The following is a 14,835-nucleotide window of genomic DNA, read 5'->3' as shown; positions in this document are numbered from 1 at the left end:
GGACACCCTCATCACTTCGGGAGCGACCGATCCATGGGCTGGACCTATTCGAGCGCCTTTCCGCAGCCGCTGCGCGCGGCCCCGCCCTTCCCGCCGCCGGGCCAGGACGTTCCCACCCCGGGGCCCCTGACCGACAACCCGGACCTGCCGACCCCCGGCCCGCAGGAGGACATGCCCTCCCCCCTGCCCAACGACGACCTGCCGCCGTCCCGGCCCACCGATCCCGACTTCGCCTGAGCCGCAACGACGCGACGGGCCAAAGAAAACGGGGCGCCCCCTTGCGGAGGCGCCCCGTTCTTCATCGGTGAACCGAAACGGACGGATCAGCGGCGCTGAACCATCAGCTTCTTGATCTCGGCGATGGCCTTGGCCGGGTTGAGGCCCTTCGGGCACGCCTTGGTGCAGTTCATGATGGTGTGGCAGCGGTAGAGGCGGAACGGGTCCTCGAGGTTGTCGAGGCGCTCGCCCGTCATCTCGTCGCGGCTGTCCACGATCCAGCGGTAGGCCTGGAGCAGGATCGACGGGCCGAGGTAGCGGTCGCCGTTCCACCAGTAGCTGGGGCAGGAGGTCGAGCAGCAGAAGCACAGGATGCACTCGTAGAGGCCGTCCAGCTTGGCGCGGTCCTCCGGCGACTGCAGGCGCTCGCGGCTCGGGGCCGGCGACTGCGACTGCAGCCACGGCTTGATCGAGGCGAGCTGGGCGTAGATGTGCTTCAGGTCGGGGACGAGATCCTTGACCACCGGCATGTGCGGCAGCGGGTAGATCTTGACGTCGCCCTTCACCTCCTCGATGGCCTTCAGGCAGGCCAGCGTGTTGGTGCCGTCGATGTTCATCGCGCAGGACCCGCAGATGCCCTCGCGGCAGCTCCGCCGGAAGGTCAGGGTCGAGTCGATGTTGTTCTTGATGTAGATGATCGCGTCCAGGATCATCGGGCCGAACTTGTCGAGGTCGACGACATAGGTGTCGACCCGCGGGTTCTGCCCGTCATCCGGCGACCAGCGGTAGATCTTGAAGGTCTTCGCCCGCTTGGCGCCGCTGGCGGCGTTGATGGTCTTGCCGACGCCGACCTTGGAATTGGCGGGCAGGTTGAATTCGACCATGGTTCGTATCCTTGCCTTGCTCTTGCCGCCTTAGTAGACGCGGGCCTTGGGCGGGAACACCTGCACCTCGTCGGTCAGGGTGTAGAGATGGACCGGGCGGTACCCGATCTTCGTCTCGCCCTTGTCCGACACCTCGATGACGGTGTGCTTCATCCAGTTCTCGTCGTCGCGGTCCGGATAGTCCTCGCGGGCGTGGGCGCCGCGGCTCTCCGGCCGGTTCTTCGCCGAGTGGAGCGTGGCGACCGCCTGGTACAGCAGGTTGTCCAGCTCGATGGCTTCGACGAGGTCGGAATTCCAGACCAGCGAACGGTCGCTGATTGCCATGTCGCTCTTCTTGGCGAAGGTCTGGTCGATGAGCTTGACGCCCTCCTCCAGCACCTCGCCGGTGCGGAAGACCGCGCAGTTGTTCTGCATGGTCCGCTGCATTTCCAGGCGAAGCTCCGACGACTTGATGGAGCCCTTGGCGTTGCGGATGCGGTCGAAGCGCTCCAGGGCGACGTCGGTCGCGGCGGCGGACGACGACACCGACTTGCCCTTCTCGACGATCTCGGCGGCGCGGATGGCCGCCGAACGGCCGAACACCACGAGGTCGAGCAGCGAGTTGGAGCCCAGGCGGTTCGCGCCGTGCACCGACACGCAGGCCGCTTCGCCGATGGCCATCAGGCCGGGCACCACGCGATCCGGGTCCTCGGCGGTCGGGTTGACCACCTCGCACCGGAAGTTGGTGGGGATGCCGCCCATGTTGTAGTGCACCGTCGGTAGAACCGGGATCGGCTCCTTGGTGACGTCCACGCCGGCGAAGATCTTGGCCGTCTCGGCGATGCCGGGCAGGCGCTGGTGGATGATCTCCGGCGGGAGATGCTCCAGGTGCAGGTGGATGTGGTCCTTGTGCTCACCGACGCCGCGGCCTTCACGGATCTCGATGGTCATCGAGCGGGACACCACGTCGCGCGAGGCGAGGTCCTTGGCCGACGGCGCGTAGCGCTCCATGAAGCGCTCGCCGTTGGAGTTGGTGAGGTAGCCGCCCTCGCCGCGCACGCCCTCGGTGATGAGGCAGCCGGAGCCGTAGATGCCGGTCGGGTGGAACTGCACGAACTCCATGTCCTGCAGCGGCAGGCCGGCGCGCAGCACCATGCCGCCGCCGTCGCCCGTGCAGGTGTGGGCCGAGGTGGCGGAGAAGTAGGCGCGGCCGTAGCCGCCCGTCGCCAGAACGACGAGCTGGGCGCGGAAGCGGTGGATGGTGCCGTCGTCGAGGTTCCAGGCCACCACGCCCTTGCAGACACCGTCCTCCATGATGAGGTCGAGCGCGAAATACTCGACGAAGAACTCCGCCTCATGCTTCAGCGACTGCTGGTAGAGCGTGTGCAGGATGGCGTGGCCGGTGCGGTCGGCGGCGGCGCAGGTACGATAAGCCTGCTGCTTGCCGTAATGGGCGGTCATGCCGCCGAAGGCGCGCTGGTAGATCTTGCCTTCCGGCGTGCGCGAGAAGGGCACGCCGTAGTGCTCCAGCTCGATGATCGCCGGGATGGCCTCGCGGCACATGTACTCGATGGCGTCCTGGTCGCCCAGCCAGTCCGACCCCTTGACGGTGTCGTACATGTGGAAGCGCCAGTCGTCCTCGCTCATGTTGCCGAGCGCCGCCGAGATGCCGCCCTGGGCGGCCACGGTGTGCGAACGGGTCGGGAAGACCTTGGTGATGCACGCCGTCTTCAGGCCCTTCTCGGCCATGCCGAAGGTGGCGCGCAGGCCCGCACCGCCGGCACCGACGACGACGACGTCATAGGAATGATCGATAATATCGTAGGCGGCCATGGCTCGTCAGGCTCCGAACGAAATCTTGAGGACGGCGATGACGCAGGCGGCACCCAGCACGAAGCACAGGGCTTTCACGGCCAGGATGCTCAGGATCTTCGCCATCTCGTTGTGCACGTAGTCCTCGATCACCACCTGCAGCCCGGCCTGGGCGTGGTGGAAGGTGACCACGGCGGTCAGCACCATCATCAGCGCCGAGAAGGGCGACTGCAGCCACGCGACGAAGGCCGCGTGGTCGGCGCCCAGATGGCGGATCACCCCGAAGACGAACCAGATGGTCAGCGGAACCAGGGCGATGGCGGTGACGCGCTGGTGCCACCAATGCTCGGTGCCGTGCTTGGCGGAGCCCAGGCCGCGCGCGATCTGCAGCGGCGAGCGGAGGGTCTTGCTGTTGGACGCCATGTCTTCTCTCCTCACCACACGGCCAGGCCGATGATCCAGGTCAGCACGGTCAGCACGGCCGCCGCACCGATGACGATCTGGTTGCCGCGGTCGGCCTCGCTCAGCTCGAACGCCTTGCCGGCGTCCCACACCAGATGCCGGATGCCGTTGCACAGGTGATAGTAGAGCGCCAGCGACCAGCCGAACATCAGCAGCAGCCCGAAGAAGGAGCCGATGAAGTGCTGCGCGCGCTCATACGCGGCAGGGCTGGTGGCGGCGGCGACCAGCCACCAGGTCAGCAGAAGGGTCCCGACGGCCAGCCCCACGCCCGTGATGCGGTGCGTGATGGACAGGAGCGCGGTCCTGGGGAGTTTGTAGACTTGCAGATGCGGAGAGAGCGGCCGACCGCTGCCGTTTGCCATTGCGTCGTCCTCAGTTCGGCGACCGGTCGCGGCAAGGAGGGCTGTTGCCGCGACGGCGGGTGATGCGAGACCGAAAGTTTTAAGCCCTGCTGTGTTTGGCGATTGAATTACGCCTCTACCGCACACGAGTCAACGGCAGGGACTTGGCCGTGGCCAAAATGGCGCACCGCGGGAAGTGCCTGAAAACTAACGGGCTTTGCTGCAGCTGGTATTACCAGGGCCGAAACCCGGTTTCGCCGTTCAGCCTATTACTTGTCGAAGCGGCGAACATTCTCCACCATCATCGAATACATCTGGGTAATCAGCTCCGCCGGACGCAGCCGGCCGAAGGGAATGTTCTCCTTGGCCCACTCCACCAGCCCCTCGGGCGGGCGGACCGGCGCGACCTCGTAGCCGGCCTTCTTCAGCGCGGTCATCACCGAACGCGCCTGCTTGGTGTAGTCCTCGTTGAAGAAGGACTTGTCCGCGTCCTTGATCGCCTTGGCAATGATGTCTTCGAGCGGAGTGGCCATGCCCCGGTGTGCCGGTCGCGGTCGTTCGTGATAGGGCGGACACGGTGTCACAACGCGGGCGCTGTTGCAATTCCATTGGGAACCGCATACCTCAAGCCCTCTTCGCACCGCAGATCACAGGGATTAACCGCCATGGGCTACACAGTCGCGGTCGTCGGCGCCACCGGCAACGTCGGACGGGAAATGCTGACCACCCTCGCCGACCGCCGGTTCCCGGCCGACGCGGTGATCGCCCTGGCCGCCGACAGCGCGGTCGGCAAGGAGGTGTCCTTCGGCGAGGACGCGGTGCTGAAGGTCGAGGACGTCGGCCGCTTCGACTTCACGGGCGTGGACATCGCGCTGTTCGCCGCGGACGCCAAGGTTTCGGCGGCCCACGCGCCGCGCGCCGCCGCGGCGGGCGCCGTGGTGATCGACGCCAGCCCGCAGTTCCGCATGGACCCCGACGTCCCCCTGGTGGTCCCGGAGGTCAACGGCGACGCGCTCGCCGGCTACGCGAAGAGGAACATCGTCGCCAGCCCCGGCGGTGCTGCCATCCTGCTGGCCATGGCGCTGAAGCCCCTGCACGGGCAATTCACGGTGAGCCGCGTCGTCGTCTCCACCTACCAGGCGGCCTCGGATGCCGGAAAGGAAGGCATGGACGAGCTGTTCAGCCAGACCCGCGCCATCTACGTGAACGACCCGGTGCAGAAGTCCGTCTTCTCCAAGCAGATCGCCTTCAACATCATCCCGCACATCGGCCCCTTCATGGAGGACGGCGCGACGCGGGACGAGTGGGCGCTGAACGTCGAGACGAAGAAGGTCCTCGACCCCAAGATCAAGGTGAGCGCGACCTGCGTCCGCGTCCCCGTCTTTATCGGCCATTCCGCCGCCATCACCATCGAGTGCGTGGAGCCGGTGACCGCCGAGGAGGCCCGCCGCATCCTGCGCAAGGCGCCGGGCATGCAGGTGATCGACCAGCAGGAGAACGACGGCTACATCACCCCGGTCGAGGTTGCCGGCGACGACCCGGTCTTCGTCAGCCGCATCCGCGAGGACTACACCGTGGACAACGGCCTGTCCTTCTGGGCGTCCACCGACAACCTGCGCAAGGGCGCCGCGCTCAACGCCGTGCAGATCGCCGAGCTGCTGGTGAAGGAGTATCTCGACGCGTGATCCCGATCCGCTCCTCCCGCCCGGACGACGCCCCAGCGCTGTTCGCCGTCTGGCTCGCCGCGGTGCGCAGCACGCACGACTTCCTGAGCGAGGAGGACATCGCCTTCTACGCCGACCTCGTGCGTGACCAGTATCTTCCGGCGGCGGCGCTGCTGGTCGCGGTGGACGGCGACGACCGGCCGGCCGGCTTCCTTGGCATGACCGGACGAAAGATCGACACGCTGTTCGTCGATCCGGCGTGGCACGGCCGGGGGATCGGCCGTGCCCTGGTCGCCCGCGCCCTGGAGGGTGGGCCGGAGCTGACAGTCGACGTGAACGAGCAGAACAGCGCCGCCCGGGCCTTCTATCGCCGTCTCGGCTTCCGGGAGGTCGGGCGTTCCGCGCTGGATGACAGCGGCCGCCCGTTTCCCCTGCTGCATCTCGCCCTTGACGGCTCCGGCCGGAGCGACCCAACCGGAGCCTGAAGGGCTTACTTGACGAACAGCCGGTAGAGGGCGGAATGGTCCAGCCCGCCGTCGCCCTGCTCGGCCAGCAGCTCGAACAACTCCAGGCTGAGGCCCAGCGCGGGAAGCTGGATGCCGGACTGCTCCGCCAGCTCCTCCGCCTGCTTCAGATCCTTGATCTGGGTGAGCACACGGCCGCCCGGCGTGAAGTCGCCGGAGACCATGCGCTGGCCGTGCAGCTCCAGGATGCGCGACTCGGCGAAGCCGCCGCGGATGGCGTCGCGGACCTTGCCCGGTTCCACCCCCGCCGCCTTGGCCAGCGCCAGGGCTTCCGCCACCGCGCCGATGCTCAGCGCGACGATCACCTGATTCGCCATCTTGGCGACCTGCCCCGCCCCGCTGTCGCCGACATGGGTGATGCGTTGGCCCATCGCCTGGAACAGCGGCAGGGCGCGGGCGAAGGCCTCCTCCGTGCCGCCGGCCATGATGGTCAGGGTGCCGGCCTCCGCCGCCACCGTGCCGCCGGACACCGGGGCGTCCACCCAGTCGGCGCCCTTGGCGCGGACGGCCTCGGCCAGCTTACGGGTCGCCCCGACCGCCGTGGTGCCCATGTCGATGACGAGATGGCCGGGCCGCAGCGCGTCCATCAGGGATGCCGCCACCGCCTCGACCGCCACCGTGTCCGACAGCATCAGAACGATGGAATCGGCGCGGGCCGCGACCTCGGCGGGATTGGCGGCGGGGCTCATGCCCTCGGCCGCCAGTTCCTCGACCGGGCCGGGGCTGCGGCTGCTGATCACCAGGGCGGCACCGGCCTTCGCCAGATTGCGGGCCATCGGCCGGCCCATCAGGCCCAGCCCGATGACGCCGACCGTCCGTCCCGCCAGACCGCCCGGCCCGGTCATATCCCCGGCCGTCACAGGCGGGTGTGGCGCGCCCGCGCGCCGCGTTCGATGGCGGCGGCACACAGCCGGTCCACGCCCAGCTTGTGCCGGAGCAGCTCCAGCATGCGCAGCTCCTCCTGCGAGGCCGACGGATCCGCCGCCGCGATGTCGCAGGCGAGCGCGTAGGCGGTCTCGGACAGCTTGGACGGAATGGCCTCCTTGACGATCTGGAGCGTCGTCTCCAGCCCGTCGGCGTCGGCCAGCAGGCCGGAGCATTCGCGGGTCACGTCGGTCAGCCGGTCGATGTCGAAATCCTTGAAGATCGGCAGGTAGCGGACGTTCTCGCCGATGGCCTCAAGCTCCGCGTCCGTCATGTCGCCGTCGCACGCCGACACCAGCACCATGACGTAGATGAGCGCGCTGTGATGGTTGATCATCGAAACTCCTGCGGAAAAAGGGCCCCGCCCAATCTTGCCCGCCCCCCGCGCGCCGTCAAGGGAGGGAGCGCCGGCAAGGGAGCTATGCCTGCGACGGACGGGTGGGTCCCTCGACAGAGGACGGGTTGCCCCTTAAGGTCGCCTCCCATGTCGGTGGTCTTCAATGTGGCGCTCCCGGTCTTCGCCATCATCCTGGCGGGCGTCCTTTCCGGTAAGGCGAAGCTTCTCGGTCCCGCCTCGTCGGAGGCGCTGAACAAGTTTGTCTATTGGATGGCCCTGCCGCCGGTGCTGTTCCTCGGAACGGCCAAGCGCTCACTGCCGGAGATCTTCAACGGTCCCTTCATCGGCGCCTTCCTCGGTTCGATGCTGGCGGTCTACGCGCTGGGCGCCCTGCTCGGCTGGCTGATCCACCGGGAGCGCACGCAGATCCAGTGCATGCAGGGGCTGAACGCCTGCTTCTCCAACACCGGCTACATGGGCATTCCGCTGTTCCTGGCCGCTTTCGGCCCGGACCGTCTGGCCCCGGCCATCCTCGCCACCGTCATCATGAGCGCGATCATGGTCGGCATCGCGGTGATCTGGCTGGAGTTCGCCAACAGCCAGGGCGGCGGCATCGGCAAGGCGCTGCGCGACGTCGGCCGGGCGCTGGTCAAGAACCCGCTGATCATTTCCACCGCCCTTGGGCTCGCCTGGTCGGTCTTCCTGTCCGGCGTGCCGGTGCCGCGCCCGATCGCCATCTACTGCGACCTGATGGGCGCCTCCGCCGGTCCCTGCGCCCTGTTCGCCATCGGCCTGTTCCTGGCGACACAGAGCCTGAAGGCCAACCTGCTGGAAGCCGGCTGGATCAGCGCCCTGAAACTGGTGGTGCAGCCGGCGCTGGCCTGGCTGCTCATCCAGACCCTGTTCCCGCTGGACGCCTTCTGGGCCGGGTCGGCCATCATCCTCGCCGGCCTGCCCACCGGCGCCCTGACCTTCGTGGTGGCCAGCCAGTACCGTATCTATGTTGAGCGCACCTCCACCGCGATCCTGATGTCCACCATCGCCAGCGTGGTCACCCTGTCCTTCCTTCTGGCCACCTACGCGCCGTCCCTCTGAATCTCGGCTTGCCGTCTCCCGGCCGTTCATCGTTCTGAACAGTAAGAGCGCGCGCGACAACGCATAGCAGACCGCCCTGCGTATTTTTGCGTCTTTCTTAATATTTGCTGCTCCATCATTTGATCCCGGCAAGTCCAACGCCCGACGCACGGACGTCTGGTCTGCCGCTTCCTTTCGTTCAGACTCAAAACAATCAATCGCCGCCGCATCGTTTCGGGGGAAAGAGATACGCGCCATGTCCATGCTGAGTTCCATGACCATCCGGACCAAGGTGGTCGCCGCCACCGTCTGTGTCCTGCTGATGTCAGTCGCCCTGGGACTGTTCGCCGTCGACCGGCTGAGCACCGTCAACCACGCCGCGGAGGAAATCCGCTCCAACTGGCTGCCCAGCGTCACCGCCATCGGAGAGATCGACGGTGCGGCCAACGATTACCGCATCCTGGAGGCGTCCCACATCCTGGCGCTCTACCCGGCGGAAATGGCCGAGGTCGAAAAGGAGATGACCACGGTTCTGAACCGCCTGGCGGAGGCCCGGCGGAAGTATGAGCCGCTGCTGGCCCCCGGTTGGGAAACCCAGACCTTCAGGCGCTGGGAGGCGGCTTGGGATGGCTATCTGAAAATCAGCCAGGGCAAATTGCTTCCCCCCTCACGAGCCAACGAGAACGAGAAGGCCACAGGCATCTACCGGGACGAATCGCGCAAGGCGTTCGATGAATGCTCCGCGCTCGTCAATGACCTGACCACCTCCAACGTCCAGAACGCCACGAAGGCGGCGGACTCGGGGCGCGCCACCTATGTCGGAGCGCGGAACTGGATTCTGGGCGCCATCGCGTTCGTGGCGGTCCTCTGCCTGTTCGCCGGCATCGCCATGACGAAGTCGGTCGCCCGGCCCATCGTCGCCCTGACGTCCATCATGGACCGTCTGGCCAGGCGCGACCTCGGAGTCGCGGTCGAGGGCGGCGGCCGCCAGGACGAGATCGGCGCCATGGCCCGCGCGGTGCAGGTCTTCAAGGACGGCCTGATCGAGGCGGAGCGCCTGACCGCCGCCCAGGCCGCCGAGGAGGAGAACAAGCGCCGCCGCACCGAGCGGATCGATTCGCTGATCAGCAACTTCGACGGCGCGGTGCACAGCGTCCTGCAAACCGTGGGCGCCGCGGCGTCGCAGCTCGACACCACCGCCCGCAGCATGACCGACATCGCCGAGCACACGCGGGCCGAGGCGGGCAGCGCGGCGGCGGCGGCCGAACTGACCTCCGCCAACGTGCAGACCGTCGCCGCCGCGTCGGAGGAGATGGCCGCCTCCATCACCGAGATTTCCCAGCAGGTGTCGCAGTCGGCCAACATCGCCGGCAAGGCGGTGGACGAAGCCGACCGCACCAACGCCACCGTGCAGGGGCTGTCGGAAGCGGCCCAGCGCATCGGCGACGTGGTGGACCTGATCCAGAACATCGCCGCCCAGACCAACCTGCTGGCTCTGAACGCCACCATCGAGGCGGCACGGGCGGGCGAGGCCGGCAAGGGCTTCGCCGTCGTGGCGAGCGAGGTCAAGAGCCTCGCCAACCAGACCTCCAAGGCGACGGAAGAGATCGCCCAGCAGATCGGCGCCATCCAGGCGGCCACCGGCGGGGCGGTCGGCGCCATCCGCGGGATCGGGGCGACCATCTCGTCGATCAACGACATCTCCTCCTCCATCGCCGCCGCCATCGAGGAGCAGGGTGCGGCGACCCAGGAGATCAGCCGCAACGTCCAGCAGGCGGCGCAGAGCACCCAGGAGGTGACCAGCAACATCGGCCGCGTGTCGCAGGCCGCGACCGAGACCGGCAGCGCCGCGACCCAGGTGATGTCGGCCTCCGGCGACCTGAACCAGGGGGCGATGCGCCTGAAGAGCGAGGTGGAAAACTTCCTCGTCGCCATCAAGGCCGCCTGAAGACCGCAAGACAGGACGGGTGGGCGGCCGCGGGACCGCTCACCGGCAGCCTTGCCGCAGCATGGGCTCCGGCGTCCCGCGTCCCCTCATACTTTCGAAGAAGCGCTCGGCAATCGGTTTGACAACCGGCGGCTGTCACGGCACTCCATGACCGTCACTGGTCACTGTCTCATCAAGAATACACAATGGAGGAGCCGCCATGCTGGGCATCTATGCGCAGCACGCGCAGACCTATTTGCTTGTCCTGATGATAGGCACGACGTTTTTCTTTGCTCTCCCAATTTTCATCGCGCCGCTCGCCTGGGCACGACTGATGCTGTGGCGCATCCCGCAGGACACCGACCTCGCCGTTTATTTCGGTCGCTGCCTCGGGGCGTTCATCCTGATCGTCGAGTTCCTGATGCTGCGCGGCGCGACGACGGTGGAGGCGACCGCCTATGCCTTCGACGTTCTGTTCGGCGTGTTCGGGCTGATGCTGGCGGTCCATGTCTACGGCGCCATCCGGCGCATCCAGCCGATCACCGAAACGCTGGAGATCGGCTTCTGGGCGCTGTTGCTCCTGCTCAACACATGGTTCTACCCGGCCTTTCCCGCCTGACGGAACCATGGCAACGCCGGTGCCCCACTCCTGTTGCCAAGCCGCCGCTGCCCGTATAATGTGCACCGTGCATCAAGAGTTGAGCGGACGCTCAACGCCAACCTGCTTTCCCGAGCAAGGTGGCGTCCCGAAGGGGGATGTGGCCGGACCGGCAAACAAACGGGGTTCGCCATGACGTCTGTTCCGACCGATGCACCGACAGCGGAGCCGGACGAGTCATGCCCATCAAGATACCCAACGATCTTCCCGCCTTCACCGCCCTCCAGGCCGAGGGCGTCATGGTCATGCAGGAGGCCGACGCCATCCGGCAGGACATCCGGCCCCTGCGCTTCGGCCTGCTCAACCTGATGCCTGACAAGATCCGGACCGAGACGCAGATCGCGCGCCTTCTCGGCAGCACGCCGCTTCAGGTCGAGCTGTCGCTGATCCGGATCACCAACCATGTGCCGCGCAACACCGCGGCCGACCACATGAGCGCCTTCTACCGGTCGTGGGAGGATGCGCGCCGCGAGAAGTTCGACGGCTTCATCGTCACCGGCGCCCCGGTCGAGACGATGCCCTTCGAGGAGGTGTCCTATTGGGACGAGCTGTGTTCGGTCTTCGACTGGACGCAGAGCCACGTCCATTCCTGCCTGAACATCTGCTGGGCGGCGCAGGCCGCCGTTCATCATTTCCACGGCGTGCCGAAGCATCTTCTGCCGCGCAAGGCGTCCGGCGTGTACCGGCACCGCAACCGCGCCCCCGCCTCGCCCTATCTGTGCGGCCTGTCCGACGGCGTGCCCATCCCGGTCTCGCGCTGGACCGAGGTGCGCGAGGAGGACATCCCTCCCGAAAGCGGCCTGCGCGTGCTCCTGGATTCCCCGGAGACCGGCCCCTGCCTGCTGGAGGACGCCGCCCGCCGGTCGCTGCACATGTTCAATCATGTCGAGTACGACACCGACACCCTGCGCAACGAGTATGTCCGGGACGTCGCCAAGGACGCGGCCACGCCGGTTCCCCACGGCTATTTCCCCGACGACGACCCGAGCCTCCCGCCCGAAAACCGGTGGCGGAGCCACGCCCATCTGCTGTTCGCGAACTGGATCAACCGGATCTACCAGACGACGCCCTTCGATCTCGCCCGGATCGGCACGGCGGGGGGATCGGCCATCCTCACGGCGGCCTGACCGCCCCGTCCCCCTCCCCCACCGGCCGCACCGCGTCGTCCATCTGCAAGGCGAGCCAGAGCAGATGCGCCGCGGCGGACGGGCTGACGCGCGGCGGACGGGAGCCGCTCCCGCCGCCGTCCTCCCCCGCCAACGCCAGACCGTACAGGGCCGCCACAAGATTGCCCTTGGCGCGGGACGACAGGCGGCGGCCCAGGTCGTCCAGCCCCTGCTCAACGAGGGCGATCGCCTCGCTCAACAGCGCGAGGTCGAGCACAGACCCGGACTCGCGCGGCGACAGCGGAAGCGCGGCGTCGCCGGACTCCGGCCGGCCGGCCGCCATCCGCATGCTGCCCCGGCCGGTCAGCAGCCAGTTCATGTCGATGCCGAGGGCGGCCAGTTCCGCCAGGGTTTCTCCCTTCGGAAGCTTGCCGTTCAACTCGTAGGACTGCCAGGTGTTCTCCCCAAGGCGGAACCGGCGAGACATTGTTTTTTGTGTCTCACCGAGAAATTCGCGCACGGTCTTGAGCCGATCCCCAAGCTGCACCATGCCGATTTCTCCCAAGCCTGGCGAGGAAGCCTCCATTTCCAAGGTGAATTTGCTTCCCACGGCGCCCCGCTCGCGGCGAGGCCAATCGTCGGTTGCACGCTTTCTCATGTTGCGACGATACGTATTATCATGTAAGAAACGCTGAGATACGCGGTGCGCAGCACTTTTACGCATGGATACGACATGGCCATTCTCGGTGTGCGCTCCATTCATTCCGCCTTTGGTCCGGGCCCCGCGGGACCACCGGTCAGCGCCCGCACGCGACACTAGAAACCGTGTGCCCCGAGGGCGTTCAGGCTCTGCACCGGTAGAGTAGCGAAGTCTCCTTCACCGCCCGCGGGAGCGCGGCGGCCATGATGACTGCAGGACGCCAGTTTCTTCCGGACCAACGTCTTCGGAAACGTCCCACGAATCTCCCCGCATGGTCGCCCCTCGGCCACCGACCAATCCTTCAACTTATCGCAGAACATGTAGGCTTTTGCATTGCCCATCCGCGCACCCATGCGGCCGGACGTGCGGAAGCATGTGAGGCATCCCTTCACTGTCACACAATGAACAATTTTGCCGCAACCGGTTCATTGCAAAATTGATCATTTTCAACGAAGAAAAACAAAAATACAAAATGCTCTTTTGGTGAAAGCGCGAGGAAGCTGACCACCGACACGACAGAAAAGAGAAAAACAAACCATGAATGACATCAGCGTCAGAACAAAGACTTTCGCCGTTTTTGCGTTTCTATCCCTGCTTCTCGCTGGAATTGGCGCCCTTGGAATCAACCGTCTGTCGGTGGTCAACGACAGCTCGACCGAGATCGCCACCTTCTGGATGCCGCGGGTCGTGCAGGTCAACACCGTGAACGACGCGGTGTCGAACTTCCGCATCCTGCAAAGCGCTCACATCCTCAGCACCAGCGAGCCGGAAATGGCCGCGGCGGAGAAGAGGATGGACGAAATGGAAGCCAACATCGCCAACGCCCGCCGGACCTACGAGGCAACGCTGCGCACGGCCGAGGGGCGCGCTCTGTTCACCCAGTTCGAGCAGCAATGGGCGCAGTATCTGACGCTGCAGCGTCAGATCACCGCCCTGTCGCGGCGCAACGAGAACGCCGCCGCCAACGCCCTGTTCCGCGATGCGGCCGACAAGGGCTTCCAGGAGGTCGGGCGGACTCTCGACGCCATGATCGACCACAACAACCGCGGGGCCGCCAAGGCGAGCGACGACGCCGACGCCGTCTACGCCCAGTCCAGCACGATGCTCATCGGCGCGCTGCTCATCGGCGTCGCCGTCTGCCTGGGCGGCGCGCTGATGATGATCCGCGGGGTCTCCTCGCCGATCGGCGCGATGACCGAGGCGATGCGCCGGCTGGCCGGCGGCGACAAGACGACGGCGATTCCCTTCGCCAGCCGGGGCGACGAGATCGGCGCCATGGCCACCGCCGTCCAGGTCTTCAAGGACGGGCTGATCGAGGCCGACCGGCTGGCCGCCGAGCAGGCCGCCGAGCAGGCCGCCAAGCTGCGGCGGACCGAGGCGGTCGAGCGGCTGATCGCCTCCTTCGAGGAGCAGGTCGCCGACGCGCTGCGCAACGTCGCCGCCGCCGCGACCGAGTTGGACACCACCGCCCAGAGCATGGCGGTCACCGCCCGCCAGACCAACGACCAAGCGGCCAACGCCGCCGCCGCCGCGGAGCAGACCAGCGCCAACGTGCAGACGGTGGCCAGCGCCGCGGAGGAGATGTCCAGCTCCATCGGGGAAATCGGCTCGCAGGTCACCCGCTCCACCGGCATCGCCGGACAGGCGGTGCAAGAGGCCGGGCGCACCACCGACTCCGTGCGCGGGCTCGCCGACGCCGCGCACCGCATCGGCGCCGTGGTGCAGCTCATCACCAACATCGCCGGACAGACCAACCTGCTGGCGCTCAACGCCACCATCGAGGCGGCCCGCGCCGGTGAGGCCGGCAAGGGCTTCGCCGTCGTCGCGTCGGAGGTGAAGCAACTCGCCAACCAGACCGCCCGCGCGACGGACGAGATCGCCTCGCAGATACAGGCGATCCAGGAGGCCACCGCCGGCTCGGTCGGCGCCATCGAGGGGATCGGCCGCACCATCGCGGCGATCAACGAGATCTCCACCTCCATCGCCGCCGCGATCGAGGAGCAGTCCGCCGCGACCAACGAGATCTCGCGCAACGTCCAGCAGGCGGCGATCGGCACGCGCGAGGTGTCCAGCAACATCGTCCAGGTGACCGAGGCCGCCGGCACCACCGGGGCCGCCGCCCATCAGGTGCTGGGTGCGGCCGGCGGGCTGGCGTCGCAGGCGGAGAACCTGCGCCGCGACGTGGAGAGCTTCCTGGCGGCGATCCGCGCCGCCTGAGGCGCTGTCC

The 14,835-nt window shown here is 67.1% G+C and carries 16 protein-coding genes and 1 riboswitch; of the genes, 8 read left to right on the top strand and 8 right to left on the bottom strand.

Annotation, left to right across the window (positions count from 1 at the left end):
- Window positions 1-33: 33 nt before the first annotated feature.
- Window positions 34-237, top strand: a complete 204-nt coding sequence (locus AMK58_RS02690; RefSeq protein WP_035675800.1) for a hypothetical protein — start codon at window positions 34-36, stop codon at window positions 235-237.
- An 86-nt stretch (window positions 238-323) separates the two neighbouring features.
- Here AMK58_RS02690 and AMK58_RS02685 read toward each other — a convergent pair whose 3' ends face one another.
- From AMK58_RS02685 to AMK58_RS02665, 5 genes are all read right to left on the bottom strand, one after another.
- Window positions 324-1,100 carry a succinate dehydrogenase iron-sulfur subunit gene (locus AMK58_RS02685; protein WP_014241601.1) on the bottom strand — a complete coding sequence of 259 codons (777 nt, stop codon included), beginning with the start codon at window positions 1,098-1,100 and terminating at the stop codon, window positions 324-326.
- A gap of 30 nt (window positions 1,101-1,130) precedes the next feature.
- Window positions 1,131-2,912 (bottom strand): succinate dehydrogenase flavoprotein subunit, encoded by a 1,782-nt coding sequence (gene sdhA, locus AMK58_RS02680; protein WP_035675802.1) that lies wholly within the window; start codon window positions 2,910-2,912, stop codon window positions 1,131-1,133.
- Window positions 2,913-2,918: 6 nt separating this feature from the next.
- Window positions 2,919-3,314, bottom strand: coding sequence for a succinate dehydrogenase, hydrophobic membrane anchor protein (gene sdhD, locus AMK58_RS02675; protein ID WP_035675804.1), 396 nt, complete (start codon window positions 3,312-3,314; stop codon window positions 2,919-2,921).
- An 11-nt stretch (window positions 3,315-3,325) separates the two neighbouring features.
- Window positions 3,326-3,715 (bottom strand): succinate dehydrogenase, cytochrome b556 subunit, encoded by a 390-nt coding sequence (gene sdhC, locus AMK58_RS02670; RefSeq protein WP_014241603.1) that lies wholly within the window; start codon window positions 3,713-3,715, stop codon window positions 3,326-3,328.
- Window positions 3,716-3,963: 248 nt separating this feature from the next.
- The gene (locus AMK58_RS02665; RefSeq protein ID WP_035675805.1) at window positions 3,964-4,227 is read right to left on the bottom strand and encodes a hypothetical protein; all 264 of its coding nucleotides are present in this window, start codon (window positions 4,225-4,227) and stop codon (window positions 3,964-3,966) included.
- Window positions 4,228-4,359: 132 nt separating this feature from the next.
- Between AMK58_RS02665 and AMK58_RS02660 the strand changes: the two genes are divergently transcribed.
- Entirely contained in the window at window positions 4,360-5,379 is a 1,020-nt protein-coding gene (locus AMK58_RS02660; protein ID WP_035675807.1) for an aspartate-semialdehyde dehydrogenase, read from the top strand.
- A complete protein-coding gene (locus AMK58_RS02655; protein ID WP_051140369.1) occupies window positions 5,376-5,843 on the top strand; it encodes an acetyltransferase in 468 nt (155 codons plus the stop codon). The genes AMK58_RS02660 and AMK58_RS02655 overlap by 4 nt, the downstream gene beginning before the upstream one ends.
- 5 nt (window positions 5,844-5,848) lie before the next feature.
- On the opposite strand, the gene AMK58_RS02650 is transcribed toward AMK58_RS02655, so the two are convergent.
- Both AMK58_RS02650 and AMK58_RS02645 read right to left on the bottom strand, forming a co-directional pair.
- Complete coding sequence (locus tag AMK58_RS02650; RefSeq protein ID WP_059398584.1) at window positions 5,849-6,727, bottom strand: NAD(P)-dependent oxidoreductase; 879 nt, start codon at window positions 6,725-6,727, stop codon at window positions 5,849-5,851.
- A gap of 11 nt (window positions 6,728-6,738) precedes the next feature.
- The gene (locus AMK58_RS02645; protein ID WP_059398583.1) at window positions 6,739-7,143 is read right to left on the bottom strand and encodes a tellurite resistance TerB family protein; all 405 of its coding nucleotides are present in this window, start codon (window positions 7,141-7,143) and stop codon (window positions 6,739-6,741) included.
- A 147-nt stretch (window positions 7,144-7,290) separates the two neighbouring features.
- Here AMK58_RS02645 and AMK58_RS02640 point away from each other — a divergent pair, with 147 nt between their 5' ends.
- The 4 genes from AMK58_RS02640 to AMK58_RS02625 all read left to right on the top strand — a co-directional run bounded on the left by AMK58_RS02640 (window position 7,291) and on the right by AMK58_RS02625 (window position 11,929).
- Complete coding sequence (locus AMK58_RS02640) at window positions 7,291-8,238, top strand: AEC family transporter (protein WP_035675809.1); 948 nt, start codon at window positions 7,291-7,293, stop codon at window positions 8,236-8,238.
- Window positions 8,239-8,473: 235 nt separating this feature from the next.
- Entirely contained in the window at window positions 8,474-10,165 is a 1,692-nt protein-coding gene (locus AMK58_RS02635; RefSeq protein WP_035675811.1) for a HAMP domain-containing methyl-accepting chemotaxis protein, read from the top strand.
- A 199-nt stretch (window positions 10,166-10,364) separates the two neighbouring features.
- Window positions 10,365-10,763, top strand: a complete 399-nt coding sequence (locus AMK58_RS02630) for a hypothetical protein (RefSeq protein ID WP_035675812.1) — start codon at window positions 10,365-10,367, stop codon at window positions 10,761-10,763.
- Window positions 10,764-10,827: 64 nt separating this feature from the next.
- Window positions 10,828-10,932, top strand: a riboswitch (SAM-I-IV-variant riboswitch).
- A 49-nt stretch (window positions 10,933-10,981) separates the two neighbouring features.
- A complete protein-coding gene (locus AMK58_RS02625) occupies window positions 10,982-11,929 on the top strand; it encodes a homoserine O-succinyltransferase (protein WP_059398582.1) in 948 nt (315 codons plus the stop codon).
- On the opposite strand, the gene AMK58_RS02620 is transcribed toward AMK58_RS02625, so the two are convergent.
- On the bottom strand, window positions 11,916-12,395 hold the full coding sequence (locus AMK58_RS02620; protein ID WP_236778161.1) for a hypothetical protein: 480 nt from the start codon (window positions 12,393-12,395) through the stop codon (window positions 11,916-11,918). The two genes, AMK58_RS02625 and AMK58_RS02620, sit on opposite strands and share 14 nt — an antisense overlap.
- Window positions 12,396-13,145: 750 nt before the next feature.
- Here AMK58_RS02620 and AMK58_RS02615 point away from each other — a divergent pair.
- Complete coding sequence (locus AMK58_RS02615) at window positions 13,146-14,825, top strand: methyl-accepting chemotaxis protein (protein WP_035675816.1); 1,680 nt, start codon at window positions 13,146-13,148, stop codon at window positions 14,823-14,825.
- The last annotated feature ends 10 nt before the right edge of the window (window positions 14,826-14,835 follow it).

The sequence above is a fragment of the Azospirillum brasilense genome, from assembly GCF_001315015.1.
Classification (GTDB): Bacteria; Pseudomonadota; Alphaproteobacteria; order Azospirillales; family Azospirillaceae; genus Azospirillum; species Azospirillum brasilense.
Note: the sequence above shows the minus strand (reverse complement) of the source record. Positions and strands in the feature narration are given on the sequence as shown.

Bases quoted from the DNA above. Each gene is read 5' to 3' on its own strand.
- AMK58_RS02690 (WP_035675800.1), top strand. From the start codon at position 34: ATGGGCTGGACCTATTCGAGCGCCTTTCCGCAGCCGCTGCGCGCGGCC.
- AMK58_RS02685 (WP_014241601.1), bottom strand. From the start codon at position 1,100: ATGGTCGAATTCAACCTGCCCGCCAATTCCAAGGTCGGCGTCGGCAAG.
- sdhA (WP_035675802.1), bottom strand. From the start codon at position 2,912: ATGGCCGCCTACGATATTATCGATCATTCCTATGACGTCGTCGTCGTC.
- sdhD (WP_035675804.1), bottom strand. From the start codon at position 3,314: ATGGCGTCCAACAGCAAGACCCTCCGCTCGCCGCTGCAGATCGCGCGC.
- sdhC (WP_014241603.1), bottom strand. From the start codon at position 3,715: ATGGCAAACGGCAGCGGTCGGCCGCTCTCTCCGCATCTGCAAGTCTAC.
- AMK58_RS02665 (WP_035675805.1), bottom strand. From the start codon at position 4,227: ATGGCCACTCCGCTCGAAGACATCATTGCCAAGGCGATCAAGGACGCG.
- AMK58_RS02660 (WP_035675807.1), top strand. From the start codon at position 4,360: ATGGGCTACACAGTCGCGGTCGTCGGCGCCACCGGCAACGTCGGACGG.
- AMK58_RS02650 (WP_059398584.1), bottom strand. From the start codon at position 6,727: ATGACCGGGCCGGGCGGTCTGGCGGGACGGACGGTCGGCGTCATCGGG.
- AMK58_RS02645 (WP_059398583.1), bottom strand. From the start codon at position 7,143: ATGATCAACCATCACAGCGCGCTCATCTACGTCATGGTGCTGGTGTCG.
- AMK58_RS02640 (WP_035675809.1), top strand. From the start codon at position 7,291: ATGTCGGTGGTCTTCAATGTGGCGCTCCCGGTCTTCGCCATCATCCTG.
- AMK58_RS02635 (WP_035675811.1), top strand. From the start codon at position 8,474: ATGTCCATGCTGAGTTCCATGACCATCCGGACCAAGGTGGTCGCCGCC.
- AMK58_RS02630 (WP_035675812.1), top strand. From the start codon at position 10,365: ATGCTGGGCATCTATGCGCAGCACGCGCAGACCTATTTGCTTGTCCTG.
- AMK58_RS02625 (WP_059398582.1), top strand. From the start codon at position 10,982: ATGCCCATCAAGATACCCAACGATCTTCCCGCCTTCACCGCCCTCCAG.
- AMK58_RS02620 (WP_236778161.1), bottom strand. From the start codon at position 12,395: ATGTCTCGCCGGTTCCGCCTTGGGGAGAACACCTGGCAGTCCTACGAG.
- AMK58_RS02615 (WP_035675816.1), top strand. From the start codon at position 13,146: ATGAATGACATCAGCGTCAGAACAAAGACTTTCGCCGTTTTTGCGTTT.